The organism is Clostridium chauvoei (assembly GCF_002327185.1).
Lineage (GTDB): Bacteria > Bacillota > Clostridia > Clostridiales > Clostridiaceae > Clostridium > Clostridium chauvoei.
The window spans coordinates 1,949,401-1,972,634 of record NZ_CP018624.1 but is presented as its reverse complement, the minus strand read 5'-3'; the positions used below and the strand labels follow the sequence as shown (position 1 = coordinate 1,972,634).

The 23,234-nt window shown below is 27.4% G+C and carries 24 protein-coding genes; 22 read left to right on the top strand and 2 right to left on the bottom strand.

The genetic code is table 11. The annotated features are described in order from the left end of the window. Nucleotides 1-13: 13 nt before the first annotated feature. The 15 genes from BTM21_RS09290 to BTM21_RS09230 all read left to right on the top strand — a co-directional run bounded on the left by BTM21_RS09290 (nucleotide 14) and on the right by BTM21_RS09230 (nucleotide 13,715). Complete coding sequence (locus BTM21_RS09290) at nucleotides 14-427, top strand: hypothetical protein (RefSeq protein WP_021874963.1); 414 nt, start codon at nucleotides 14-16, stop codon at nucleotides 425-427. A 204-nt stretch (nucleotides 428-631) separates the two neighbouring features. Further along, on the top strand, nucleotides 632-1,852 hold the full coding sequence (gene tyrS / locus BTM21_RS09285; protein ID WP_079481149.1) for a tyrosine--tRNA ligase: 1,221 nt from the start codon (nucleotides 632-634) through the stop codon (nucleotides 1,850-1,852). 198 nt (nucleotides 1,853-2,050) lie between these two features. Beyond that, entirely contained in the window at nucleotides 2,051-4,114 is a 2,064-nt protein-coding gene (locus BTM21_RS13705; protein WP_096145415.1) for a hypothetical protein, read from the top strand. A 46-nt stretch (nucleotides 4,115-4,160) separates the two neighbouring features. Continuing rightward, nucleotides 4,161-4,424, top strand: coding sequence for an EscU/YscU/HrcU family type III secretion system export apparatus switch protein (locus BTM21_RS09275; RefSeq protein ID WP_021874966.1), 264 nt, complete (start codon nucleotides 4,161-4,163; stop codon nucleotides 4,422-4,424). Between the two features lie 8 nt (nucleotides 4,425-4,432). Beyond that, entirely contained in the window at nucleotides 4,433-5,122 is a 690-nt protein-coding gene (locus BTM21_RS09270; RefSeq protein WP_021874967.1) for a metallophosphoesterase, read from the top strand. Nucleotides 5,123-5,221: 99 nt separating this feature from the next. Beyond that, entirely contained in the window at nucleotides 5,222-6,016 is a 795-nt protein-coding gene (locus BTM21_RS09265; protein WP_079481150.1) for a histidinol-phosphatase HisJ family protein, read from the top strand. A gap of 130 nt (nucleotides 6,017-6,146) precedes the next feature. Then, the gene (locus BTM21_RS09260; RefSeq protein ID WP_021874969.1) at nucleotides 6,147-6,425 is read left to right on the top strand and encodes an ArsR/SmtB family transcription factor; all 279 of its coding nucleotides are present in this window, start codon (nucleotides 6,147-6,149) and stop codon (nucleotides 6,423-6,425) included. Between the two features lie 144 nt (nucleotides 6,426-6,569). Continuing rightward, nucleotides 6,570-9,020 (top strand): CoA-disulfide reductase, encoded by a 2,451-nt coding sequence (locus BTM21_RS09255; protein WP_079481151.1) that lies wholly within the window; start codon nucleotides 6,570-6,572, stop codon nucleotides 9,018-9,020. A 139-nt stretch (nucleotides 9,021-9,159) separates the two neighbouring features. Then, nucleotides 9,160-9,858, top strand: a complete 699-nt coding sequence (locus BTM21_RS09250; RefSeq protein ID WP_079481152.1) for a response regulator transcription factor — start codon at nucleotides 9,160-9,162, stop codon at nucleotides 9,856-9,858. A gap of 91 nt (nucleotides 9,859-9,949) precedes the next feature. Beyond that, complete coding sequence (locus BTM21_RS09245) at nucleotides 9,950-10,873, top strand: ATP-binding cassette domain-containing protein (protein WP_021874972.1); 924 nt, start codon at nucleotides 9,950-9,952, stop codon at nucleotides 10,871-10,873. After that, a complete protein-coding gene (locus tag BTM21_RS09240) occupies nucleotides 10,866-11,615 on the top strand; it encodes an ABC transporter permease (RefSeq protein ID WP_079481153.1) in 750 nt (249 codons plus the stop codon). The genes BTM21_RS09245 and BTM21_RS09240 overlap by 8 nt, the downstream gene beginning before the upstream one ends. 25 nt (nucleotides 11,616-11,640) lie before the next feature. Then, nucleotides 11,641-11,859 carry a hypothetical protein gene (locus BTM21_RS13975; protein ID WP_242969944.1) on the top strand — a complete coding sequence of 73 codons (219 nt, stop codon included), beginning with the start codon at nucleotides 11,641-11,643 and terminating at the stop codon, nucleotides 11,857-11,859. An 86-nt stretch (nucleotides 11,860-11,945) separates the two neighbouring features. Further along, nucleotides 11,946-12,275, top strand: a complete 330-nt coding sequence (locus BTM21_RS13970) for a sensor histidine kinase (protein ID WP_242969943.1) — start codon at nucleotides 11,946-11,948, stop codon at nucleotides 12,273-12,275. Continuing rightward, complete coding sequence (locus BTM21_RS13965) at nucleotides 12,245-12,541, top strand: sensor histidine kinase (RefSeq protein WP_341429551.1); 297 nt, start codon at nucleotides 12,245-12,247, stop codon at nucleotides 12,539-12,541. The genes BTM21_RS13970 and BTM21_RS13965 overlap by 31 nt, the downstream gene beginning before the upstream one ends. A 220-nt stretch (nucleotides 12,542-12,761) precedes the next feature. Continuing rightward, on the top strand, nucleotides 12,762-13,715 hold the full coding sequence (locus BTM21_RS09230) for a beta-channel forming cytolysin (protein WP_021874975.1): 954 nt from the start codon (nucleotides 12,762-12,764) through the stop codon (nucleotides 13,713-13,715). 55 nt (nucleotides 13,716-13,770) lie between these two features. On the opposite strand, the gene BTM21_RS09225 is transcribed toward BTM21_RS09230, so the two are convergent. Further along, on the bottom strand, nucleotides 13,771-14,739 hold the full coding sequence (locus tag BTM21_RS09225; protein WP_079481154.1) for a methyl-accepting chemotaxis protein: 969 nt from the start codon (nucleotides 14,737-14,739) through the stop codon (nucleotides 13,771-13,773). Continuing rightward, nucleotides 14,736-15,506: a DUF2225 domain-containing protein gene (locus BTM21_RS09220; protein ID WP_079481155.1), complete on the bottom strand. Its 771-nt coding sequence runs from the start codon at nucleotides 15,504-15,506 to the stop codon at nucleotides 14,736-14,738. The genes BTM21_RS09225 and BTM21_RS09220 overlap by 4 nt, the downstream gene beginning before the upstream one ends. Nucleotides 15,507-15,727: 221 nt before the next feature. On the opposite strand from BTM21_RS09220, the gene yjbM reads away from it, so the two are divergent. The 7 genes from yjbM to BTM21_RS09185 all read left to right on the top strand — a co-directional run bounded on the left by yjbM (nucleotide 15,728) and on the right by BTM21_RS09185 (nucleotide 23,233). Continuing rightward, nucleotides 15,728-16,522: a GTP diphosphokinase gene (gene yjbM, locus BTM21_RS09215; protein ID WP_021874978.1), complete on the top strand. Its 795-nt coding sequence runs from the start codon at nucleotides 15,728-15,730 to the stop codon at nucleotides 16,520-16,522. 204 nt (nucleotides 16,523-16,726) lie between these two features. Then, the gene (locus BTM21_RS09210; protein WP_079481156.1) at nucleotides 16,727-17,500 is read left to right on the top strand and encodes a hypothetical protein; all 774 of its coding nucleotides are present in this window, start codon (nucleotides 16,727-16,729) and stop codon (nucleotides 17,498-17,500) included. A gap of 27 nt (nucleotides 17,501-17,527) precedes the next feature. Next, the gene (locus tag BTM21_RS09205) at nucleotides 17,528-18,613 is read left to right on the top strand and encodes an AAA family ATPase (RefSeq protein ID WP_021874980.1); all 1,086 of its coding nucleotides are present in this window, start codon (nucleotides 17,528-17,530) and stop codon (nucleotides 18,611-18,613) included. 32 nt (nucleotides 18,614-18,645) lie between these two features. After that, nucleotides 18,646-19,983 (top strand): vWA domain-containing protein, encoded by a 1,338-nt coding sequence (locus tag BTM21_RS09200; protein WP_021874981.1) that lies wholly within the window; start codon nucleotides 18,646-18,648, stop codon nucleotides 19,981-19,983. 92 nt (nucleotides 19,984-20,075) lie between these two features. Beyond that, complete coding sequence (locus tag BTM21_RS09195; RefSeq protein WP_079481157.1) at nucleotides 20,076-20,726, top strand: hypothetical protein; 651 nt, start codon at nucleotides 20,076-20,078, stop codon at nucleotides 20,724-20,726. Between the two features lie 305 nt (nucleotides 20,727-21,031). Then, a complete protein-coding gene (locus BTM21_RS09190) occupies nucleotides 21,032-22,522 on the top strand; it encodes a PTS transporter subunit EIIC (protein ID WP_096145414.1) in 1,491 nt (496 codons plus the stop codon). A gap of 66 nt (nucleotides 22,523-22,588) precedes the next feature. Further along, nucleotides 22,589-23,233, top strand: coding sequence for an N-acetylmannosamine-6-phosphate 2-epimerase (locus tag BTM21_RS09185; protein ID WP_021874985.1), 645 nt, complete (start codon nucleotides 22,589-22,591; stop codon nucleotides 23,231-23,233). The last annotated feature ends 1 nt before the right edge of the window (nucleotide 23,234 follow it).

Sequence of the window (23,234 nt, the reverse complement as noted above, 5' to 3'; positions counted from 1 at the left end):
GAGTGTGTTCCCAATGATACAAGTATTTTGTGCAAGAAGAGGTTCTGGAAAAACAAAAAGGTTAATAGACCTTGCAAATAGCCATGTGAATAATTCAAAAGGTGATTCAGTTTATATTGACGATGATTCAAGACCAATGAGATTATTAAAAAGAAGCATACGATTTGTCACTACAAAGGACTTTAAAGTAGAAGATTGTAAAAGCTTTTATGGGTTACTTTGTGGACTTATTTCTCAAAACTATGATATAGAAAATATTTATATTGATGGACTATCTAATATTGTTAACTGCCCAATTTCAGAGTCAACACAACTCTTTGGACAACTAAAAGAACTTGCCAATAAATTTAGTATTAATTTATATATAAACGTAAATTGTGATAATACAGAAGATTTACCAGATTTCATAAGAGAATATGTAGCTTAATTAAAAAGTTTAATTAGTTAAAAAGTAATGAGGAATTAAAGGCAAAGAAAGTTTATATTTTGCTTTTAGTTCCTTAATTATTTTTCATACTTAATTTTTATAAATAAGTATGAAAGCATTTTCTAGTAGATATTAATAAAGGTTGATTATATAGATTTTTATGGCTATACTATAAAGAGTAACTATTTTTAGGAGGTAAAGGAAATGGCTAGTGTTTTAGATGAGTTATTAGAACGTGGATACATAAAGCAATTCACTCATGAAGAAGAAACAAGAGAATTGCTAGAGAAGGAGAAAATAACTTTTTATATAGGCTTTGATCCAACAGCAGACAGCTTACATGTTGGACACTTTATAGCAATGATGTTTATGGCACATATGCAAAGAGCTGGTCATAGACCAATAGCATTACTTGGTGGTGGAACTGCTATGGTAGGAGATCCAAGTGGTAAAACTGATATGAGAAAGATGCTTACTAAAGAAGAAATTCAACATAATGTTGATTCAATAAAGAAGCAAATGGGAAGATTTATAGATTTCTCAGATGATAAGGCTATATTAGTAAACAATGCAGATTGGTTACTAGACTTAAATTATGTAGATTTCTTAAGAGAAGTAGGAGTTCATTTTTCTGTAAACAGAATGCTTTCAGCTGAATGTTTTAAACAAAGATTAGAAAAAGGCCTTTCATTCTTAGAATTTAACTATATGCTAATGCAAGGATATGATTTCTACGTATTAAATAAAAAGTATAACTGTAAGATGGAATTAGGTGGAGATGATCAGTGGTCAAATATGATTGCTGGAGTTGAGCTAGTTAGAAGAAAATCAAAAGGTCAAGCAATGGCTATGACTTGTACATTATTAACTAATAGTCAAGGTCAAAAAATGGGTAAAACAGTTGGAGGAGCATTATGGCTTGATCCAAATAAGGTATCACCATTTGACTTTTATCAATACTGGAGAAACGTTGATGATGCAGACGTAGAAAAATGTTTAGCACTATTAACATTCTTACCAATGGATGAAGTAAGAAGATTATCAAGCTTAGAAGGTGCAGCTATAAATGAAGCTAAGACAGTTCTTGCTTACGAAGTAACTAAGTTAGTTCACGGAGAAGAAGAAGCAACTAAAGCAAAAACAGCAGCAGAAGCATTATTTGCTGGTGGAGTAGATATGAGTAATGTTCCAACAGTAACATTAACTAAAGAAGCTATAGGAAAAACTATTTTAGATATAATGGCTGAAAACAAAATAGTACCATCAAAAGCTGAAGGTAGAAGATTAATTCAACAAGGTGGATTATCATTAAATGGAGTTAAGGTTATAGAAGTAGCAAGAACTCTTGAAGAATCAGATTTAGAAGATGGTTCAGCTTTAATTAAAAGAGGAAAGAAAAATTACAACAAAATAGTAATAGAATAATTTTTAATTATTAAATAAAGCTAAGAATATGAAAATAAACTGAAAGAGATAAAGTTATATCTTTTTCAGTTTTTTATTTTGCTAAAACAACCTATTTTTAATAACCGTAGAGGCTATTGAAGGGAATTCTATTAATTATTATCAATTCTCTACGATATTATAAATAATGAAAACAATATAATTACGGGAGGTGATAGTATGCCAGAGATTTTAAATTTGAATAATTCCTATAATATAAGTAACAGCAAGAAAATATCTAGTAAGCTTACTTTTAATACAGGAGAGAAATTTTCAGGTAAAGTTATAAAAAAAGGCGAAGGAAATACTGCAACTATAAAATTAGTTGATGGATGGGAATTTGAAGCTGAAATAGATGGGGATATAGACAGTTTAGATCAAGGATTTAATAAGTTTCAAGTAGAAGACTTTAAAGACGGAAAAATAAAATTAAAGCTTATTAAACAGGATACTAGCAGTGAAAGTGGGAAAGATTCAGAGCTATCTAATATTTTATCAAAAGAAGGATTAGAAAAGGCTGATGAAACATTACTTAAAGAAATGCTTAAGTTTGATATTCCACTAACTAAAGATAATATAAGAAAGATTAAAAGTTTTATAAATTTCAAAGAAAATATGGTAGACAACCCAAAAGAAATAGATGTATTTATAGAAAAATATTTACAAAGTAAAGGAATAGAACAAAATTCATCTAAGGGGGAAGCTATAACTAAAGAATTAAAAGAGTTTTTAGATGTTTTTAAAAATATGTCTAAAGAAGATATACTTTTATTTTTAGAAAATGATATAGACTTTACAACTGAAAATATTAATGGATATACAAAGTTATTTAAAGAAGGTGAAAGTCTAGAGAGCATACTTAAAAATCTAGAGAAGGAATTAGATAATTTTGATGTAAAAGTATCAGAGAAAGGTATAGAGGATACTGTTAATACAAAAGAAAATATTCCTAAAGGAGAAGCTTTAGATAGTAAGTTAGATAGTTTAAAAGCTAAAATAACTGAAAAAGGTATAGAAAACAAAAGTGATACAAAAGTAAATATACCTAGAGCTGAAAATATAAACAATGAAGAAAAAGATTCAGTAGATAAAGTTAGTAGTAATATTGCAAAAGGGATTTATGAAAAGCAAGATAGCAAGGCTAATAGTAAGATAAATATTCTTGGAATATTAAAATCAATGTCAGGGAAAAGTGAAGAACCAGCTATAGTAGGACTTAAGGAAATTTTAAATAATAGAAAAAATGAATTTACAACTAATGAATTTAAAGAGATATCATCAAAACTTGATAAACTAAGCACTGAAGATGTCCTATTAGAGTTTAAAGAAATAACTAATAACTCAAAAGGAAATGATTTTTTAAAGGCACTACAAAAGAGTATGGAGTCTGACAATAATAAAAGTACTAAAGATTTAAATATTACAAAAAATGAATTTACAAAAGAAGCTTTAGATAAAACTATTTCATCATTTTTAGGAAAAGAAATTAAATTAACAGAAGAAGAATTTTTAAAGCTAAATGATATAATAAAACTAGAAGGTAAAAATATCGAAGAAGCAAATATTAATAATAAAGATATTAATACTAAAGTAGAAGTAAAAGATGAATTATCAAATAAAGATATAGTAGGTCAAGCAAAAGAAGAGATTCTAGTAAAAGAAGCAGTAAAAGAAATAATAAAAGATAAACCTATTTCTCAAGAAGTAATAAAAGATTCAATAGTTACTAAAAGTGAAGAAGGTAAAAATATAATAAAAGAAGTTTTATCTCAAGTTAAAGGTGATAATGAAAATAGCACCAAAATAATCAATATATTAAAAAATAGTATAAATGATATAAAGCTTTTTAATAAAATAAGTCAAGAATATTATTATATGGATATACCTGTAAATATAAGAGAAAGAGACTATCCATGCAAATTAATCGTTAAAGATAATAGAAAAGATGGTAAAAAAATAGATAGTACAAATGTAAAATTAGTAGTTACAGTAAAAACTATTAATTTAGGTACTGTTGATGGATATATAAAGGTTTTAGATAAAAAGATAAGTGTAGATTTAAAATGCGAAGAAAAGGCTTTAAAAGTAGTAGATATGGCTAAAGAAAAACTTATAAAAAACATTCAAAGTCTAGGCTTTACAGTAGGAGTTAAAGTAAGCAAGAAAGAGGATGAAGTATCAATAACAAGCTGTAGAGAATTTTTCAATGATAATAATACAGCATCAATTGATATTAAGGTTTAATTAGGGTAAACTACTTTATTGAAAGCTTAAAAAGGTTGGTGTTAACATGAGCCAAAGAAAAAAGGCTGTAGCATTAAAATACGAAGAAAATCTTATTGCACCAGTAGTTACAGCTAGTGGAATGGGGTTTATTGCAGATAAGATTATTGAAAAAGCAGAGGAAAAAGATCTTCCTATAGTGTATAATAAGGAATTGACAGACTTACTTTGTAATGTAGATGTTGGATCAGAAATTCCATCAGAGCTTTATGAAGCAGTGGCACATATTATTGCCTATGTCACAGATTTAGATAGAATTATAGAAAGGTGAGTAATTTAATGGCCTTATATGCTATTTCAGATCTTCATCTTGCTTTTACCACAGATAAACCAATGGATATATTTGGTGAAAGATGGTATCAGCATGATGAAAAAATAAAGAAAAATTGGATGGAGAAGGTTAAAGAAGAGGATTTAGTTTTAATTGCAGGGGATATCTCTTGGTCAATGAAAGCTGAAGATAGTAAAGTAGATTTAGATTTTATAGATTCATTGCCAGGAAAAAAAATAATTTCAAAAGGAAATCATGATTATTGGTGGCAAGGAATAACAAAACTAAATAAAATGTATGAAAATACAAAATTCCTTCAAAATAACTTCTATACATATAAAGACTATGCTATTTGTGGATCAAGAGCTTGGATTTGTCCAGGAACAGATAGATTTACAGAAAAAGATAGAAAAATATATGAAAGAGAGCTTATAAGACTGAGACTATCATTAGATTCAGCAAAAAATTCAGGATACAATAAGTTTATAGTTATGATACATTATCCACCAACAAATGAAAAACATGAGGATTCAGCTTTTACTGAATTATTTAAAGAGTATGGAGTAGAAAAAGTTATATATGGACATCTTCATGGACCATCATTAAGAAATGTAATAAATGGAGAAAGAGATGGCATAGAATATATTATGACATCTTGTGATTATATAAATTTTGATCCGAAACTGATTTTAGAGTAAAGGAAGTGATTCTAAGATTTACATTAACTTATAAAATCTTAGAATCACTTAATTTACGTTAAATAAATTTAGAAACAAAAGAATAGGATGGTGACAGATATGTATATGATGGATTATCATATTCATTCAAATAATTCCTTCGATGGGAAGGATAGTGTAACTTCAATATGTGAAGCTGCAATAATGAAGGGGTTAAATGAAATTTGCTTTACAGATCATTTTTCTTTAAAAGAAGGGTTAAAGACTTATGGAACTTTAAATATGAAAAAGTACAGTGATGAAATAAGCACTTGCAAAGAAATATTTAAAAACAACTTAATAATTAAAGCGGGTTTAGAAATATGTGAACCACATGAGACAGAAAGTGAACTTAGAGATACTATATCAAATATTCCCTTTGACTTTATATTAGGGTCAATTCATAATTTTGATCATACAGGATTATCAACATATATGAGAGCTCATGAAAAAGAGACAAGCTATGAAGATTATTTTAAAGAGGTAAATAAAATTTCTACATCACCATTTATAGATGTAGTTGCACATATAGATTTAATGAAAAGATATGCCTTTGTAAAACACGGAAAATATGATTTCAATACTCATAAAGAAATTATAGAAGAAATACTTAAAAATATAATTTCAAGAGGTAAAGGAATAGAAGTTAATACATCTACTTTAAGAAGTGAAATAAATGAAACAATGCCTTCTATTGATGCTTTAAAAATGTATAAAGAATTAGGTGGAGAGATAATAACTGTAGGTTCAGATGCACATTGTACTACAGATGTAGGAGAAGGAATAAGAGAAGCTTTAGATTTATTAAAGAGCTTTGGTTTTGAAAATATCTATACTTTTGAAGAAAGAAAGGCAATTGCACATAAAATTAAATAATAGTAAAAATGGATATTGATAAAAATATCCATTTTTAACATTTAAAATAATAAATAAAAATATTGATTTTTTAGTGACTATATCGTAATATTTGAATATAATGATATTGAGTAGAGAAAGGAGTGAGGATATGGATAATAATTACAAACAGTACGAAGAAGTAGCAGAATTTTTGAAAGTTTTAGCTCATCCAGTTAGATTATGTATAGTTAGAGGACTTTTAGAAAAGGGATGTTGCAACGTAAGTAACATGCAAAATTGTATGGAAATGCCTCAGTCTACTATCTCTCAACACCTACAAAAATTAAGAAGTGTCGGAATTATAAAAGGCGAAAGAAATGGACTTGAAATAGTATATAAAATATCAGATTCTAGAGTAGAAAAAATATTAAGAGCATTAAATTTATAAAGTTTTTAGATGAAGTTAATATTTTTATTAGCTTTATCTAAAACTATATATTTTTACACACTATATCGTTAAAACATAATATATAGATAAATAAAAATAAACTATTATTATGTTAATAAGAAGAAAGTTATTGGAGGGAAAATGATGAAGAAAAAAGTTTTAATTGTTGGAGGAGTTGCAGGTGGAGCTTCAGCAGCAGCAAGACTTAGAAGATTAGATGAAAATATTGAAATAGTTGTTTTCGAAAAAGGTGAATATATTTCCTTTGCAAATTGTGGTTTACCATATTATGTAGGAGAAGCAATAAAGGAAAGAGATGCATTATTACTTCAAACACCAGAAAAAATGAAATCAAGATTTAATATTGACGTAAGAATAAACAGTGAAGTTATAAGTATAGATGCAGATAAAAAGACAGTTAAAGTTAATTCAAGATTTGATGGTGAATATGAAGAAAATTATGATTATCTTGTTTTATCACCAGGAGCAAAACCAATAAAACCTAATTTACCAGGTATTGAAAGTAATAAAATTTTTACAGTAAGAAATGTACCAGATATAGATAAAATAAAGCATTATGTAGATAATAAAAATGTTAAAAATGCCGTTGTCATTGGTGGTGGATTTATTGGCATAGAGATGGCTGAAAATTTAAAAGAAAGAGGAGTTCACGTTACTTTAATAGAAGCAGCTCCCCATATATTAGCACCGCTAGACTCAGAATTTTCAGCTCTAGTAGAAAAAGAGTTAAATGAAAATTGTATAAGTATAATATTAGAAGATAGAGTTACTAGTTTTAATGATAGTGGAGTAGATATTAAAGTAAACCTTTCAAGTGGAAAAGAGATAGTTTGCGATATGGTTGTTTCAGCTATAGGGGTAACTCCAGATACTAAATTTATAAAAGGATCAGGAATTAATCTTGGAGAAAAGGGTCACATTAAAGTTGATGAGCATATGAGAACAAATAAAGATGGTGTATTTGCAGTTGGAGATGCTATTTCAGTTAAAGATTTTGTAAATGGCAATGAAACCTTTATACCATTAGCAGGACCTGCAAATAGACAAGGAAGAATAGTTGCAGACAATATAGCAAATATTAATTCAAAATATAAAGGGACATTAGGAACTTCTATTATAAAAGTTTTTGATATGGTAGCTGCATCTACAGGAAATAATGAAAGAACTTTAAATAAATATGGAATAAAATATAATAAGGTCTATTTACACCCAATGAGTCATGCTGGATATTATCCAAATGCAACACCATTAACAATTAAAGTTATATATGATGCTGAAGGGAAAATTTTAGGAGCACAAGCATTAGGGTATGAAGGTGTAGATAAATTTATAGATGTAATAGCAACAACAATTAAATTTGGTGGAACTATGGATGATTTAACAGAATTAGAACTTGCATATGCACCACCATTTTTATCAGCAAAATCACCAGCAAATATGGCTGGTTTTATGGCACAAAATCAAAGTAAATCTTTAATAGATGTCATCAACATAGATGAGCTAAAGGATTTCAATCCAGAAAAGAGCATACTTCTAGATGTAAGAGATGAAGAGGAAGTTATAAATGGAGCTATAAAAGGAGCTATAAATATACCTGTAAATAACTTAAGAAAAAATATAAGTAAATTAGATAAGAATAAAGAAATATTAATTTACTGTGCAGTAGGAATAAGAGGGTATATAGCAGGAAGAATATTAACTCATAATGGATTTAAAGTTAAAAATTTAAATGGTGGATATAAAACTTATTCAAATTATGAATATAGAGCAAAAGAAATAAAAAATAATGATAAAGGAAATAGTTGTATGGTAAATAATGATATAGAAACAGGTGTAGTTAAAGAATTAAATGCTACAGGGCTTTCTTGTCCAGGGCCTTTAATGCAAGTAAAAGCAACTATGGATAATATGAATAATGGTGATATATTAAAAGTGAAAGTATCAGACGAAGGATTCTATAGAGATATTGCAGCATGGACAAAAAGAACAGGAAATCAGTTAATAAATATAGATAAAAATAAGGGGATAATTGAAGCTAAAATTAAAAAAGGTTTAGGTCAAACTGCTAGTGAAGCAGCTATTACAACTTCAAATATAAGCGAGAAGAATGGTCAAACAATGGTTGTATTTAGTGGAGATTTAGATAAGGCAATAGCTTCGTTTATAATAGCTAATGGAGCTGCAACTATGGGGAAAAAGGTAACAATGCTATTTACCTTCTGGGGCTTAAACATTTTAAGAAAACCAGAAAAAGTAACGGTATCTAAAAATATTATAGAAAAAGCCTTTGGAATTATGATGCCAAGAGGTAGCAAAAAATTAGGTTTATCAAAAATGAATATGGGTGGAATGGGTTCTAAAATGATTAGAGGGGTTATGAAGAATAAAAATATTCAATCATTAGAAGATTTAATGCAAGCAGCAATAGATAATGGCGTAGAAATAGTAGCCTGCACTATGTCTATGGATGTAATGGGAATAAAAAAAGAGGAACTTATAGATGGAATAACTTATGGTGGTGTAGGTTATTATTTAGGTGAAGCGGAAGAATCAAATGTAAATTTATTTATATAATTAAATTAAAAGATATTTTTTTAGGAGAGGATTTATACCTCTCCTTTTTAGCATTAGGTTTAAAAAAATATGGTGATTTATATAAAAAACTATAATTTTATTATATAATTAACGTAAAGTTATGGGGGAGAGGTTTATTATGACAGATAATATAAATATTCTAATTGTAGAAGACGATGCAGATATAAATGGATTATTATATAAAATATTAACTAAGGAAGGATATAGGGTAAGACAAGCCTTTTCTGGAACAGAAGCTAAGATGTGTTTAGATATGATGGAATTTCAAATTATACTATTAGATTTAATGTTACCAGGTATGACAGGAGAAGAAATAATACAAGAAGTTAGAATGAAAAAAAATATGCCTATAATAGTTATTTCAGCTAAAGCCAATGAAGAAGATATGATAAATGTACTAGAAATAGGAGCAGATGATTTTGTATCAAAACCTTTTAATGTAAAGGAATTAGTAGCTAGAGTTGGTGCACAATTAAGAAGATATACTAAATTTTCAAGTAATGAAAATAAGGAAGCCAATATTTTAACTTATAAGGAAGTACAGTTAGATAAAGATCAAGTAGAAATAAAAGTTAAAGGTGAAGTAATACAAGCTACAGCAAAGGAGTTTGCAATTATGGAGTTGCTTATGAGTAACCCTAAAAAAGTATTTACTAGAGCAAATATATTTGAACATGTATGGCAAGATGAGTTTTTAGGTGATGATAATACAGTTAATGTTCATATTAGCAATATAAGATCTAAAATATCTGCTATAGATAAAGAAAATGAATATATAAAAACAGTTTGGGGAATTGGATTTAAATTTATAGAGTAACTTAATACTTTCTTAATGTTTTCTTTAAGGTATCTTGTTAGTTATATTCTATAATAACCACATAAAGATATTTGAAAGGATTGAAAGATTAATGAATGAAAATATTCTTGTAACGAGAAAGTTATATAAAAAGTATGGAAAATCAAATGTACTAGATGATGTTAATATTACAGTTAAAAAAGGGAATATCTATGGTTTAGTAGGAAGAAATGGTGCAGGTAAAACAACCTTAATTAGAGTGGCTTTGTCATTAGCTAATATTACAGAAGGTGAAATTGAGCTATTTAATAAAACTACAGAAAAAGAGAGAATATTAACTCACTCAAGAATAGGAGCTATGATAGAAACCCCTAGTTTTTTTCCAGGGTTAACTGCAAAGCAAAATCTTGAATACTATAGAATCCAAAGAGGGATTATGGAAAAGGAATCAGTAGATGAGGCTCTTAAATTAGTAGGTTTAGACAATTTAAGTAAGAAAAAATTTAAAGGTTTCTCGTTAGGTATGAAGCAAAGACTTGGATTAGCTTTAGCCCTTTTAGGTAATCCAGATTTTTTAATATTAGACGAACCTATTAATGGGTTAGATCCTATGGGGATTAAACACATTAGAGAAATATTACTAGAGTTAAATAAAATTAAGAATGTAACTATACTTATTTCAAGTCATATTTTAGGAGAACTTTCTCAATTAGCAACTCACTATGGATTTATAAACGATGGTAAATTAATAGAAGAAATATCATCTAAAGAGCTAGAAGAAAGATGCAAACATTGTTTATCTATAAAGGTTGATAATGTTGAAAAAGCTTCAATAATACTTGAGAAGGATCTAAATTGTGAGGAATATGAAGTTTTAAATGATGGTATAATTAAAGTATATAAGTATTTAGATGAACCTTATTTAGTAAACAGTAATTTAGTAAAGAACGATATTAAAGTTTATTCTTTAGAAAGAACAGGAAGTAGCTTAGAAGACTATTTCTTAGAATTAGTAGGGGGGAATCAAAATGCTTAATTTAATAAAAGCTGAACTATATAAATATAAAAAAAGACCATATATGTATGTTTTTGCAGGATGTTTATCAGCAACAATTTTACTATTACCTATACTAGCAAATTGTTGGGAGTTAGGGGCTATATATATTGATAGGAACCTTATTTACAATTCAGCAGGAGCAGCTTTTAATGCAATATTAATGCTTTTAATGATTTTAGGTAGTGTTTTACAGGAAGAATATAAAGATAAAACATTTAAAAATATTATAGTATCAAATACATCGAAAACAAAGATTTATATAGGAAAGTATATAGTACAAGTAATATTAGGCTTGGTTTTATCAGCAATATGCTTAGGTGTATTTTTTATAGCAATTTCTCTAATTAAAAAGGGAGATGGATACACTCAAAAGATAGCAACAGATTTTTTAGTTAGATTTTTAATAACTATACCTATATATATGGCTGGAATAGCATTAGGAGATATATTTATAGTATTATTTAAGCAAAGTGGAGTATATGCAATAATATATTACATTACAATACTTTTTGTTCCAAAAGCTATAGACATATTATCTTTTAGTGTTTCAGATAAGATAGGCTTAATAAAATCATATTTACTAACAACAGCTTTAAATAAAGTAGAGATGCCATATCCATCTATAAATGCTATACGTGAATCTTTAGTTATTTCAATAATATATATAGTAGTATGTTTAATTATAGGAATAATTTTAATAAATAGACAAGAAGTAAAATAAAGCTTTATTTACAGGAAGGGATTATATGATACAAAATACAATAATAGGAGGTCTATTAGTATTACTTTGTATTACTATAATCCTTCTATTTTTAACAAATTGTAAAATAAGAAATTTAACTAGCAGCTTAAGTGAAATTAATAAGATAGATACTAATAAAAGCATTAGGATTTTATCATGTAATAAAGATATTGAAAAATTAATAAAAGAAATAAATATATTAATAAGTGAGAAAAAGAAATAGAGTATAAGTATAAAGAGGCAGACTTAGAAATTAGACAAGCGATTGCTAATATATCACATGACCTAAGAACACCGTTAACATCTATAATGGGATATATACAGCTTCTTGAAGATGATAGCATATCAATAAAGGAAAAGAAGCAATATATATCAATAATAGAGAAGAGAGCGGAATCTTTAAAAGTATTAATTTCAAGTTTTTATGATTTATCAAGGTTACAAGCAAATGAATATGAAATTAATATGGAAAAAATAAATATAAGTGTTATGCTTTGTAATACCATAGCAGCTTTTTATGATGAATTTGAAAAAAATAATCTTAATCCAATTATTGAAATAGATGAAAATATTCAATTAGTTAATGGTGATAAAAAGCTACAGAAAGAATTTTCAATAATCTTATTCAAAATATTTTAAAACATGCAACAGGAAGTCTTGAAATATATTTAAAGAAGAAGGACGATTTTATAATTTCTCAATTTATAAATGAGGCTAAAGATTTAACAGAAGATGATGTGAAAAAACTATTTGATAGATTTTTTACAGTAGATAGAATGAGAACTGGAAGAAATACAGGATTAGGTCTTGCTATAACAAAGACTTTAGTAGAAAAACAAGGACACAAAATTTGGGCAGAAAAGAAGAAAAATAAAATTATAATAAATATTAAATGGAATTTATAACCATAAAAATGAGTGTATATTTGAATATATACTCATTTTTTTATGTAAATAAAAAGAATTTTAATAAAAAAATTAAAAAAATTAAATAAAAGTGTAAAAAAAGTACTTTGATTATAAAAATATATTCAAAAAATATTGAAAATATGTTAATATAATATTAACAATAAGTAAACGTTTATGAGTTGTTTATACTAATTAATATAAAATGGGGAGGGACAATATGATAAAAAGAATATTAATGCTTGCTTTAGCAACAACAACTATATTTAGCTTAACTTTACCTTTTTCCTATAAAGCTGTACAAGCTCAAGAAAATACATGTATAGTTGAAACACCAAGTGAAGGAGTAAAGACTTTTACATCTTCAGATACTGCTTATGCAGATTATAATTGCTTTAAGACTAACTTATCAGTTACATTTATTGAAGATCAACACAATAATCAACTTACAGCACTTGTATCAACAGAAGGATCATTTATTCCATCAGGATTATCACGTGTTGGTGGGTATTATCAAGCTGATATGTATTGGCCATCAAAATATTACACAACATTAACAACTTATGATAGAAATAATAGAGTAAAAATAACTAAAAGTATCCCAACTAATCAAATAGATACAGTATCAGTATCGGAAACTATGGGTTATAGCATTGGTGGAAGCTTATCAATTGAATATGGAAAAGAAGGCCCTAAAGCAGGGGGAGGAATAAATGGATCATACACTGCTCAAAGAAGTGTAACATATGATCAACCAGATTATAGAACATTATTAATGAAAGATAGTGTAAATAGTGCATCTTGGGAAGTTGCTTTTAATGCAACTAAAGATGGATATGATAGAGATTCTTATCATGGTATCTATGGAAATCAATTATTTATGAGATATAGATTATATAATACAGGAATAAATAATTTAACTACAGATAACAATTTATCTTCTTTAATAGTTGGTGGTTTTTCTCCTAAAGTAGTAATTGCTCTTACAGCACCAAAAGGAACTGAAGAATCAACAGTTAAAGTTGAATATAATCGTTTTAATGATCAATATAGATTAAGATGGTCAGGAACTGAATGGTATGGAGAAAATAATAGAAATTCTAGAATAGATAGTTCAAGTGAGTCTTTCATACTTAATTGGAAAAACCATACTGTTGAGCATGCAGGATATTAATACATAAATCAAAAAGCTATAGATCTTTAATAGGTCTATAGCTTTTTATTTATAATTAATTCAGTTCATTTTCTAATTTAGAAATTGACTCATCAAATATCTCAACATTTCTAGCTTGAATATCTATGTTAGCAGCAATTTCTTCACATAGAGCTGTGTGTTCTTGAGAAATTGTTGACGCATCCTTCATCATAGAGATAACAGTATCTTTTTGAGAAGATGCTGTGGTTAGGTTTACAATACAACTATTAATTTCATTTACAGAATCACTAATAGAAGATTTAATATTATTTAAACTATCTTTTGTACCATTTAAAGTCTTATCTTGAGTATCAATAGCAGTATTACTGATATTCATTGCATCAGATACACTTAAAATATCAGATTTAATATCTTCTAATATATTACTAATATTTTCAACTGAATCTTTAGAGTTTTCAGCAAGTTTTCTTACTTCAGCAGCAACTACAGAGAACCCTTTTCCAGCTTCACCAGCTCTAGCTGCCTCTATAGCAGCGTTTAAGGATAGTAAGTTAGTTTGGTTAGCTATTTGATTTATAGAATCTGTAATAGTATTTATAGATTCTAATTTTGTAATTAAAGAATTTACAGTGTTAGTAACTGTATTAAAAGATACTCTTAAAGAACTTAAAGATGAATTTAAATCTGAAAAAGTGTTAAGTCCTGTATTTGCAAGCTTATCAGCATCAAGTATTGATATATGTACGTTTGTAATATTATAAGCAAGATCGTTCATATAAGAATTGAATTCTGATAAAACAGAAGTTGCGCTATTAATTTCTTCTGATTGCTTTATTGTGACATTTGTAAGATTAGTTAAAGATTTACTAGATTCTTGAATAGCTGATGAAATATTAGAGCTATTTTCACTTAAAGATTTAATTTGAGATTTAACATTATCAGATATATCTAATTTGTTATCAATTGTTTTTTCAGATATATCCTCTTGGATTTTTTCAGCTTCGACCACATTATTCTTTTTAAAAATTGAAAGTAAAGTCATTGTATTGCCTCCTTAATTTTATCTCTTCCGTCACGAGCCATTTCTTTTATTTTATTAGAAGCTCCTCGTGATGTAATAACCTTTGAAAACCATAGTAATGCATCGGAATCTTTACGAAGTCTTCTGCATAACTCACCTAATAAAAACATAGTAGAAAATCTATCTAATCCATAAAGAGGAAATCCTTCAGTACTAAAGGCTTCAGTAAAACCTATTAATGCTTGATTAAGAAATGTATTTTCATTATTAGAATCTTCTAGCAATCTATACATCCAAGCTATTTTTAAACAAATCATAGCCTTAGTACTATTTCTACTTTCCATTACCATAGCATTTAAAAGTGCTAGTTTATATCTTTCGATTGCAATTTCAGGAGTAAAAATATCACCATATTCTCTATTTTTCCATTTAGATAAAACCTTTTCTTTAACTAGTTCTATTTGGTAATTACGTATTTTGGGGAAATCTACTTTCATAGCAGAATAACCACAGTATGGACAAACCCACACTTCATAAAAATATGGATTTATTATATAATATCGTACGAAAAAATCAGAATCTTTAGATAAAATTCTAGGGGAATTTACTTTAACTGCAGGAGTACCGAAAGTATTTTCACACACAGGGCAATGGACTTTCTTTAAGAAGATATGATTTATTTCTTTATCTGGATTTTTTAAGTTAATGTCTTTATGTAAATTAAATAAATTCGTACTATTAATGTTATCAAAACCGAAAGCTTCTAAGCCATCAAAAATATTGGACATTAAATAATCACCTCCAACAAATTATTCGTTGTAAAATATAACATATAAATTATTCGTTGTAAAATATAACATATTAAAATATAATAATCGTATAAAAAATGAAAAAATTTATACTTAATACTCAGAAAAAATAAAAAAACTTATAATTTATATAATTTGATTACACATTTTAAATTTTTTGATATAATAGATAAGGTGAGATTTAAAAAGGGTGAGTTAAAATGGCAATTCATGATTGGAAAAGTTTTTTAATGCCTTATGAGCAGGCGGTAGATGAACTAAAAGTAAAACTTAGAAGTATAAGAAAAGAATATAGAAAGAAAAATGAATATTCACCAATAGAATTTGTTACAGGAAGAGTAAAAGAAGTTTCAAGCCTTTTAGAAAAAGCTAATAAGTTTCAAATTCCTTTAGATAGATTAAAATATGAAATGGAAGATATTGCAGGTCTTAGGATAATGTGTCAATTCGTGGACGATATAGATACAGTAGTAGAACTTTTACGAGGAAGAAAAGACATGCAAATATTATACGAAAAGGATTATGTAAGAAATGTAAAGGGTAGTGGATATAGAAGTTATCATATGATTATAAAATATCCTATAAATATGGCTGAAGGACCAACTGAAATTTTAGCAGAATTTCAAATAAGAACATTAGCTATGAATTTCTGGGCAACTATTGAGCATTCATTAAATTACAAATATAAAAAGCAAATACCTATAGAAATACAAGGTAAATTAAAAAAGGCAGCAGATGCAGCTTTTGAATTAGATGAACAAATGTTAGATATTAAGGATGAAATTAAAGATGCACAAAAATTATTTGAAATTAAATCCGATATAATATCCAATATAATGAGTAGCATATTAACACTTATATCTATAGGAAAAGTAGCAGAAGCAAGTAGATACCAAGTTTCTTTAAATAAGTTAATTGAAGAAGGAGAAGTTTGGGAATTAAATAATTTACTTGCATCAATAAAAAGAGATATTAATAAATATAAAGAAAATTAGTATAAAGGTAACTAGAATTTGCTCTAGTTACCATTTTTTATTTATATAAATTATAGAATTTTACTTAAAATAAGTTTATATAAAAAATCAATTCATATAGATAATACATTATACAAGATATACAATATTTAATAATAGTAATTATCAATTAGAAGTTGTATAATATATTTAAGATAATTATAAATAAAGTAGAAAGAAGGAAGAATTTTGAAAGAAAGTGATTTTAAAAAGATTTGTGATAATCCTTTATATATAAGATACATTGAAAATCCGGATGAACAATTAATATTTGAAGCCTTAAAGAAAAATGGAATGGCAATAAGGTATGTACAAAATCAAAGCTTTGATATGAAAAAGCTTGCAATTGAAAATAATCCATTATCGATAGAATATATAGAGGATCTAGATGAAGAACTTGCTATATTTTCAGTAAAAGCTTTATGGAATTCATTAAAGTACATAAAAAATCCATCAGAAAAGGTAATAAAAGAGGCTGTAGAAACAAAAGGGTGGGCGATACAATTTGTAGAAAATCCATCAGAAGAGATACAGTTATTAGCTGTTACTAAAGATTATGATGCCATTAAATATATAAAAAATCCATCAGAAGAAGTTCAGTTAGCAGCTATAAATAATTATTGGGGTGCAATTAGATTTATTGAAAACCCTAGTTTAGAGGTAAGAAAAAAAGCAGTAAAAGAAGATGAAGAAGCGATAAATTATATTTCTTATGATATAGATGAGTTAAAAATATTAATTAGTGAAAATATTAATATAGTTAAATATGTTTATGATTCTATAGATGTAGAAAATGTAGTAGATGTTTTAATTGATAAGGTAAAAACAAATAAAGTAGATGAAAAATATATAAAGGACTTTTTAGAACTTGAAATCTTAGAAATGGATAAAATAAATTTTATTAGAGAATACGGAAGTAAAAAGGCTAAAATCTTATTAGTTGATTATAAGTTAAGTTAGCATAAGGTTAGGAAAGAAGGAATTAATATGAAATTTTCAGAAGCTATAAATACAATAGAGTTAGTTTTAGCCTCAGGCGATGTTCCTTTAATAATAGGGGAAGCTGGTATAGGTAAAACAGCATTAGTAAAAAATTTATGTAAAAAAGAAGAACTTTATTTAGTAACTATAGATGCTAATCTTTTAAAAGAAGGAGAAATAGGGGGATTACCTATAGTTGAAAATAAAAAAACTATATATGCGACTCATTACAAGCTTTTAGAGGTAGAAGAGGCTTTAAGTAACTTAAAATATAAAGGTGTATTATTATTTATAGATGAACTTAATAGATGTGAGCATGCAGTTCAACAGGAATTAATGAACTTAATTTTAAATAGAGAGATAAATGGATACAATTTAAACAATGAAGTAAGGATTGTAGCAGCAATGAATCCTTCTAATAAATATGAAGGATTTGAAGATAGTGATTATCAAGTTGTAGATATGGATAGAGCTCAAGAAGATAGATTTGTATGGATAGAAATGGACTCAGATATAAAAGAATGGATTAAATGGGCAATGAGTAAGGAAGTAAAGGTTCATGAGCATATAGTTGAATTTCTATCAACTTTTCCAGAGTATTTAAATACTCCTAATTCAAGAGAAAATATAAAAGCAAGTCCAAGAAGTTGGGAAAGAATAGGGAAATCTTATAAAGTATATCAAAAAAATAAAGGCAATATTTCACTAGATACTTTTTATAATGTAGTAAAAGGAAATGTAGGAGTAAGTATTGCAACAGATTTTATAAATTATATAAAGAACACTAAGAATCCTTTAATTAAGGCAAAGGATTTATTTGAATATAATATTTTACCTTTTGAATTTAAAGAGGATATTCAAAGAGAAAGTCACTCAAGATTATATATATTAGCTAAAAATTCTTTAGGATATTTAGAAGATAATAAAGAATCGAAAAACTTAAAGTTGTTTGGAGAGTTATTAAAGCTTTATCCAAAGGATTTAAGACTTGGAATAATGAGAGAGATAAAAAGTGATGAAAGTAAAGAGTTATATAAAGCTTTACTAGAAGAAGAGTCCTTCTTAGATGCATTTTTTAATATTTATGAATAAAGATATTATAAATATATTAAAGGAGGGATAGTATGTCTTTTGATGAAAAGCGAGATGAGCTTTTAAAAGAAGCATTAGAATTTGAGGGGAAAAATGATATTAAAAGTGATTTTAGTAGAAGATTTTTTTCGTTAGTTGAGAGTGTGATAATTGATATGTTAGAAAAAGATGATAGTTTCTTTGGTCAATTTATGACTAAAATAAAAAGAGAAATACGCTTAGATATAACATATCCTTTAGCTACTATACCTCAAATGGAAGGTTTTAAAATGTATTTTAATCCTATACTTTTTTTGATGTATGATAAAAAAGAAATGAATGCTTTATTTAAACATGAAATATATCATATAATGTACAATCATTATGAATTAGAAAAGAATCTTAAAAATAAATATAAGACTATGTCTGTAAATTTAGCCTTAGATATTTCAATAAATCAATTTATAAAGAATTTGCCAATGGATTCATATAAAATTGAAAGAGTAAATAGAGAGCTTAGCTTAGATTTAAAAGATGACAAGCCAGCAGAAATATATGCATATGAAATAGAAAAAGCAATAAATAATAAATTAAACCATATAATAGATAGTAAAGGAAATGATTCTATTGCAAGAGTTATAGATATTTCAAAAGCTCATGATGTATGGGCAGAGGCTATATTAAACAAAGATGCAATTAAAGATATGACAAGAAAAACTGCTACTAATTCTTTTAAAGGTAAAGCCCCAAAGGATATAGAAAAGATAATTATTGGATATACAGAAAAAGCAGAAATATCTTGGCAAAAGGCATTGAAAAAACTTATACCATCTTTAAGAGCAGGGGAAAAGAAAACTATAACAAGAAGAAATAGAAGGCAACCAGAAAGATTAGACTTAAGAGGAAATTTACCTAATAGTGTACCAGAAATATTAGTTGCTATAGATATAAGTGCATCTATGAGTGATGATGAGTTACATAAAATAATGGTAGAAATTTTAGAAATAACAAAGACTAGATCTAATAAGATAACTATTATTGAATGTGATAATGATATTAGAAGAGTGTATAGAATAAAATCTAAAGGCGATATAAAAAAGAGATTAACAAATACAGGATCAACAAAATTTTCACCTGTTTTTAAGTATATAAAAGAAAATAATCTTAGAAACCATGTACTTATATATTTTACTGATGGGGTAGGGGAAAGAGAATTAGAAATAAGGCCTATTAATGCTAATACAATTTGGGTGTTAACTGGTGATGAGGACTTATCATTAATCTATCCTTATGGTCAAATTAAAAGAATAGCAGGTAGAACTAAAAAAGGTGAAGGTGGAAATACTGGCTTAGAAATGTATAGAGAGTTACAACACGATTGGGCTAGATAGTGGGAAAAAAGTAATCATAATTTCCATAGAAAACCTACTATAGAGTTTTTTATGGAAATGTGATATACTAAAGATATGCATGGGGGTGTTTTATGAAAGCTTTTAAATTTAGCAAGAATAACAGCATACTTTTTATAGTTGGTGTTTTATTGATAAGTCTAATAGTAAACGTTTATATGTCCGTTGTAAACTCAAGCTATAGATATGAAGCTAAAAAACAATCATACAATAATATAGAACAAATAAGGCATAGAAATGAAAGCATATCATTAATCTTAGATCAAGGAATTAAATCTGGAAGTATTTCTAATGAAGAACTATTAAAATTATATAAAAACTATAGTTCTATATCAAAATCTATGACAGACTTATGGTCTGAATATGGTGATTACTCAAATCAAAGTATTATTTCATTAAGTAAAAAGAAAATAGAAGATACTAAACCAAATGAAATTTGTGAAAGAATTGAGAATTTAATATTTGGCTATTTAACTTTAGAAATGGAAACATTAAATAATAAATTAGTTCTAAAAGATAAAATATTAGAAGATTTTAAGGTAATGCAAGATATGTCTAAGGATTTAGAAAAATTCTATAAAGAATTTAATGATACTGTAATACAAACGGATGATGAAAATAAAAAAAAGGACAAGTTTATAAAGAAAGATTATTGGATAGATGTTCTTAAAGGAATAAATACTACAATAGAACCATATATTAATTATGATTTTACAATAGATTAATCTATTTAATACTTGAGCTTCACATTAAAGTGAAGCTTTTTTTATGCAAGTAAAAATTAATCGGTATGAAAATTATTTTCTTTAAAAAAAGTATTGTCAAAATAAATTTTATGTGATATTCTTTATGTGAAAAGAAAATTATTTTGAAATTTTCAAAATAAATAAAAACTATTTTAAACCAATGGGAGAAACTAAGAGATTTTTTTATAGAACCTATGAAAACGTTATTATACTTATGTAAAATATCTTAGAATTTCCCAAAAGAAAAAATAAATACTAAAGATATAATAAAGGGGAGTAATAAAATGTTCAAAAGCTTACAAAAAATCGGTAAATCATTTATGTTGCCTATAGCTATTTTGCCAGCTGCAGGTTTATTACTAGGAATAGGTGGAGCATTATCTAACCCAAACACAATCAATGCGTACCCATTTTTAAATATTGCATGGTTACAAGGCATTTTCAAAATTATGTCTTCAGCAGGAGATGTAGTTTTTGCTAACTTAGCACTTATTATGTGTATTGGTTTAGCTGTTGGTTTAGCTAAAAAAGATAAAGGAACTGCAGCATTAGCAGCAGCAGTTGCATTCTTAGTTATGAATGCTTCTATAAAAGGTATGATTGGAGCTTTTAATCCAGATGTAACATCTATAGATACAGGGGTTGTTGGTTCAATCGTTATAGGTTCAATCGTTGCATATTTACATAATAGATATCATAATATTCAATTACCAGCTGTTTTAGGATTCTTTGGTGGTTCAAGATTTGTACCAATAGTATCCTCATTCTCAGCAATATTTATTGGTGGTATTTTCTTCTTAATTTGGCCTACATTCCAAGGTTGGTTAACAAGTGCAGGTACAGCAATTGCTAGCTTAGGTGCATTTGGAACATTCCTTTATGGGTTCTTATTAAGATTAACAGGAGCTGTTGGTTTACACCATATGATTTATCCTTTATTCTGGATGACTGAATTAGGTGGAGTTGCAACAGTTGCAGGTCAAACAGTTGTTGGAGCTCAAAACATATTCTTTGCAGAATTAGCAGATCCAAATCATGTTGGATTATTTACAGAAGGAACTCGTTTCTTTGCAGGACGTTTTGCAACTATGATGTTTGGTTTACCTGCTGCATGTTTAGCAATGTATCATTGTGTACCAAAAGCAAAGAGAAAATTAGTTGGTGGATTATTCCTAGGTGCTGCAATAACTTCATTTGTTACTGGTATAACAGAACCAATTGAATTTATGTTCTTATTCGTTGCACCATGGTTATATGTAGTACATGCTATATTTGATGGATTATCATTCTTTATAGCTGACATATTAAACATATCAATAGGTAATACATTCTCAGGTGGAATTATAGACTTTACATTATTTGGTGTATTACAAGGTAATGCAAAAACAAATTGGATATTAGTTTTAGCTGTTGGAGCAGTATGGGCAGTATTATATTATGTAACATTTAGATTCTTAATAACTAAATTTAATGTAATGACACCAGGCCGTGAAGAAGATGGCGAAGAAGTAAAAGTAGTTACAAAAGAAACAATAAAAGAAACTGCAGTGCAAGTATTAGCTGCATTAGGTGGTCAAGAAAATATAGAAGACGTAGATGCTTGTATTACAAGACTTAGAGTTTCAGTTAAAGATGTAAGTAAGGTTGATAAAGATGCTATCAAATCTTTAGAGGCTACAGCAGTTCTAGAAGTTAAAGGTGGCGTACAAGCAATATTTGGAGCTATGGCAGATCCGATTAAACAAAGAATCAATGAAATAATTGGAGCTGAATAAATATAAGGAGAGCCAAAGGCTCTCCTATATCTTAAGATAAATAATTTAATTTTATGGAGGAACATTATGAATTCAGGACTAATAGTATCATGCCAAGCATTAGATAATGAGCCATTACATAGCTCATTTATAATGAGTAAAATGGCATTAGCAGCAAAACAAGGTGGAGCTATAGGTATTCGTGCAAATACTGTTGAAGATATAAAAGCAATAAAAGAAGAAGTAGATTTACCTATAATAGGAATTATAAAGAAAGATTATGAAGGCATGATTTCTTACATAACACCAACTATGAAGGAAGTTGAAGCATTAGTAAATTCAGGCGTAGATGTACTAGCAGTAGATGCTACAATAAATCAAGATATAGAATTTTTAAAATCTTTAAAGAAGCTTTATCCAAATCAAAAGTTTATGGCAGACATATCAACTGTAGAAGAAGGGTTAAGAGCTGCAGAAATAGGTTTTGATTATGTAGGAACAACTTTAGTTGGTTATACAGAGCATTCAAAAGGATTAAATAACTTTGAAGTTTTAGAAGCTTTAATTAAGGATTGTAAAAAACCAGTAATAGCAGAAGGTAACTTTGATACTCCAGAAAAAGCACAAAAAGCAATGGAAATGGGAGCTTTTGCGGTAGTTGTTGGTGGTGCTATAACAAGACCACAATTAATAACAAAGAAGTTTGCAGAAGCGATAGAAAAAGCTGTCTAAG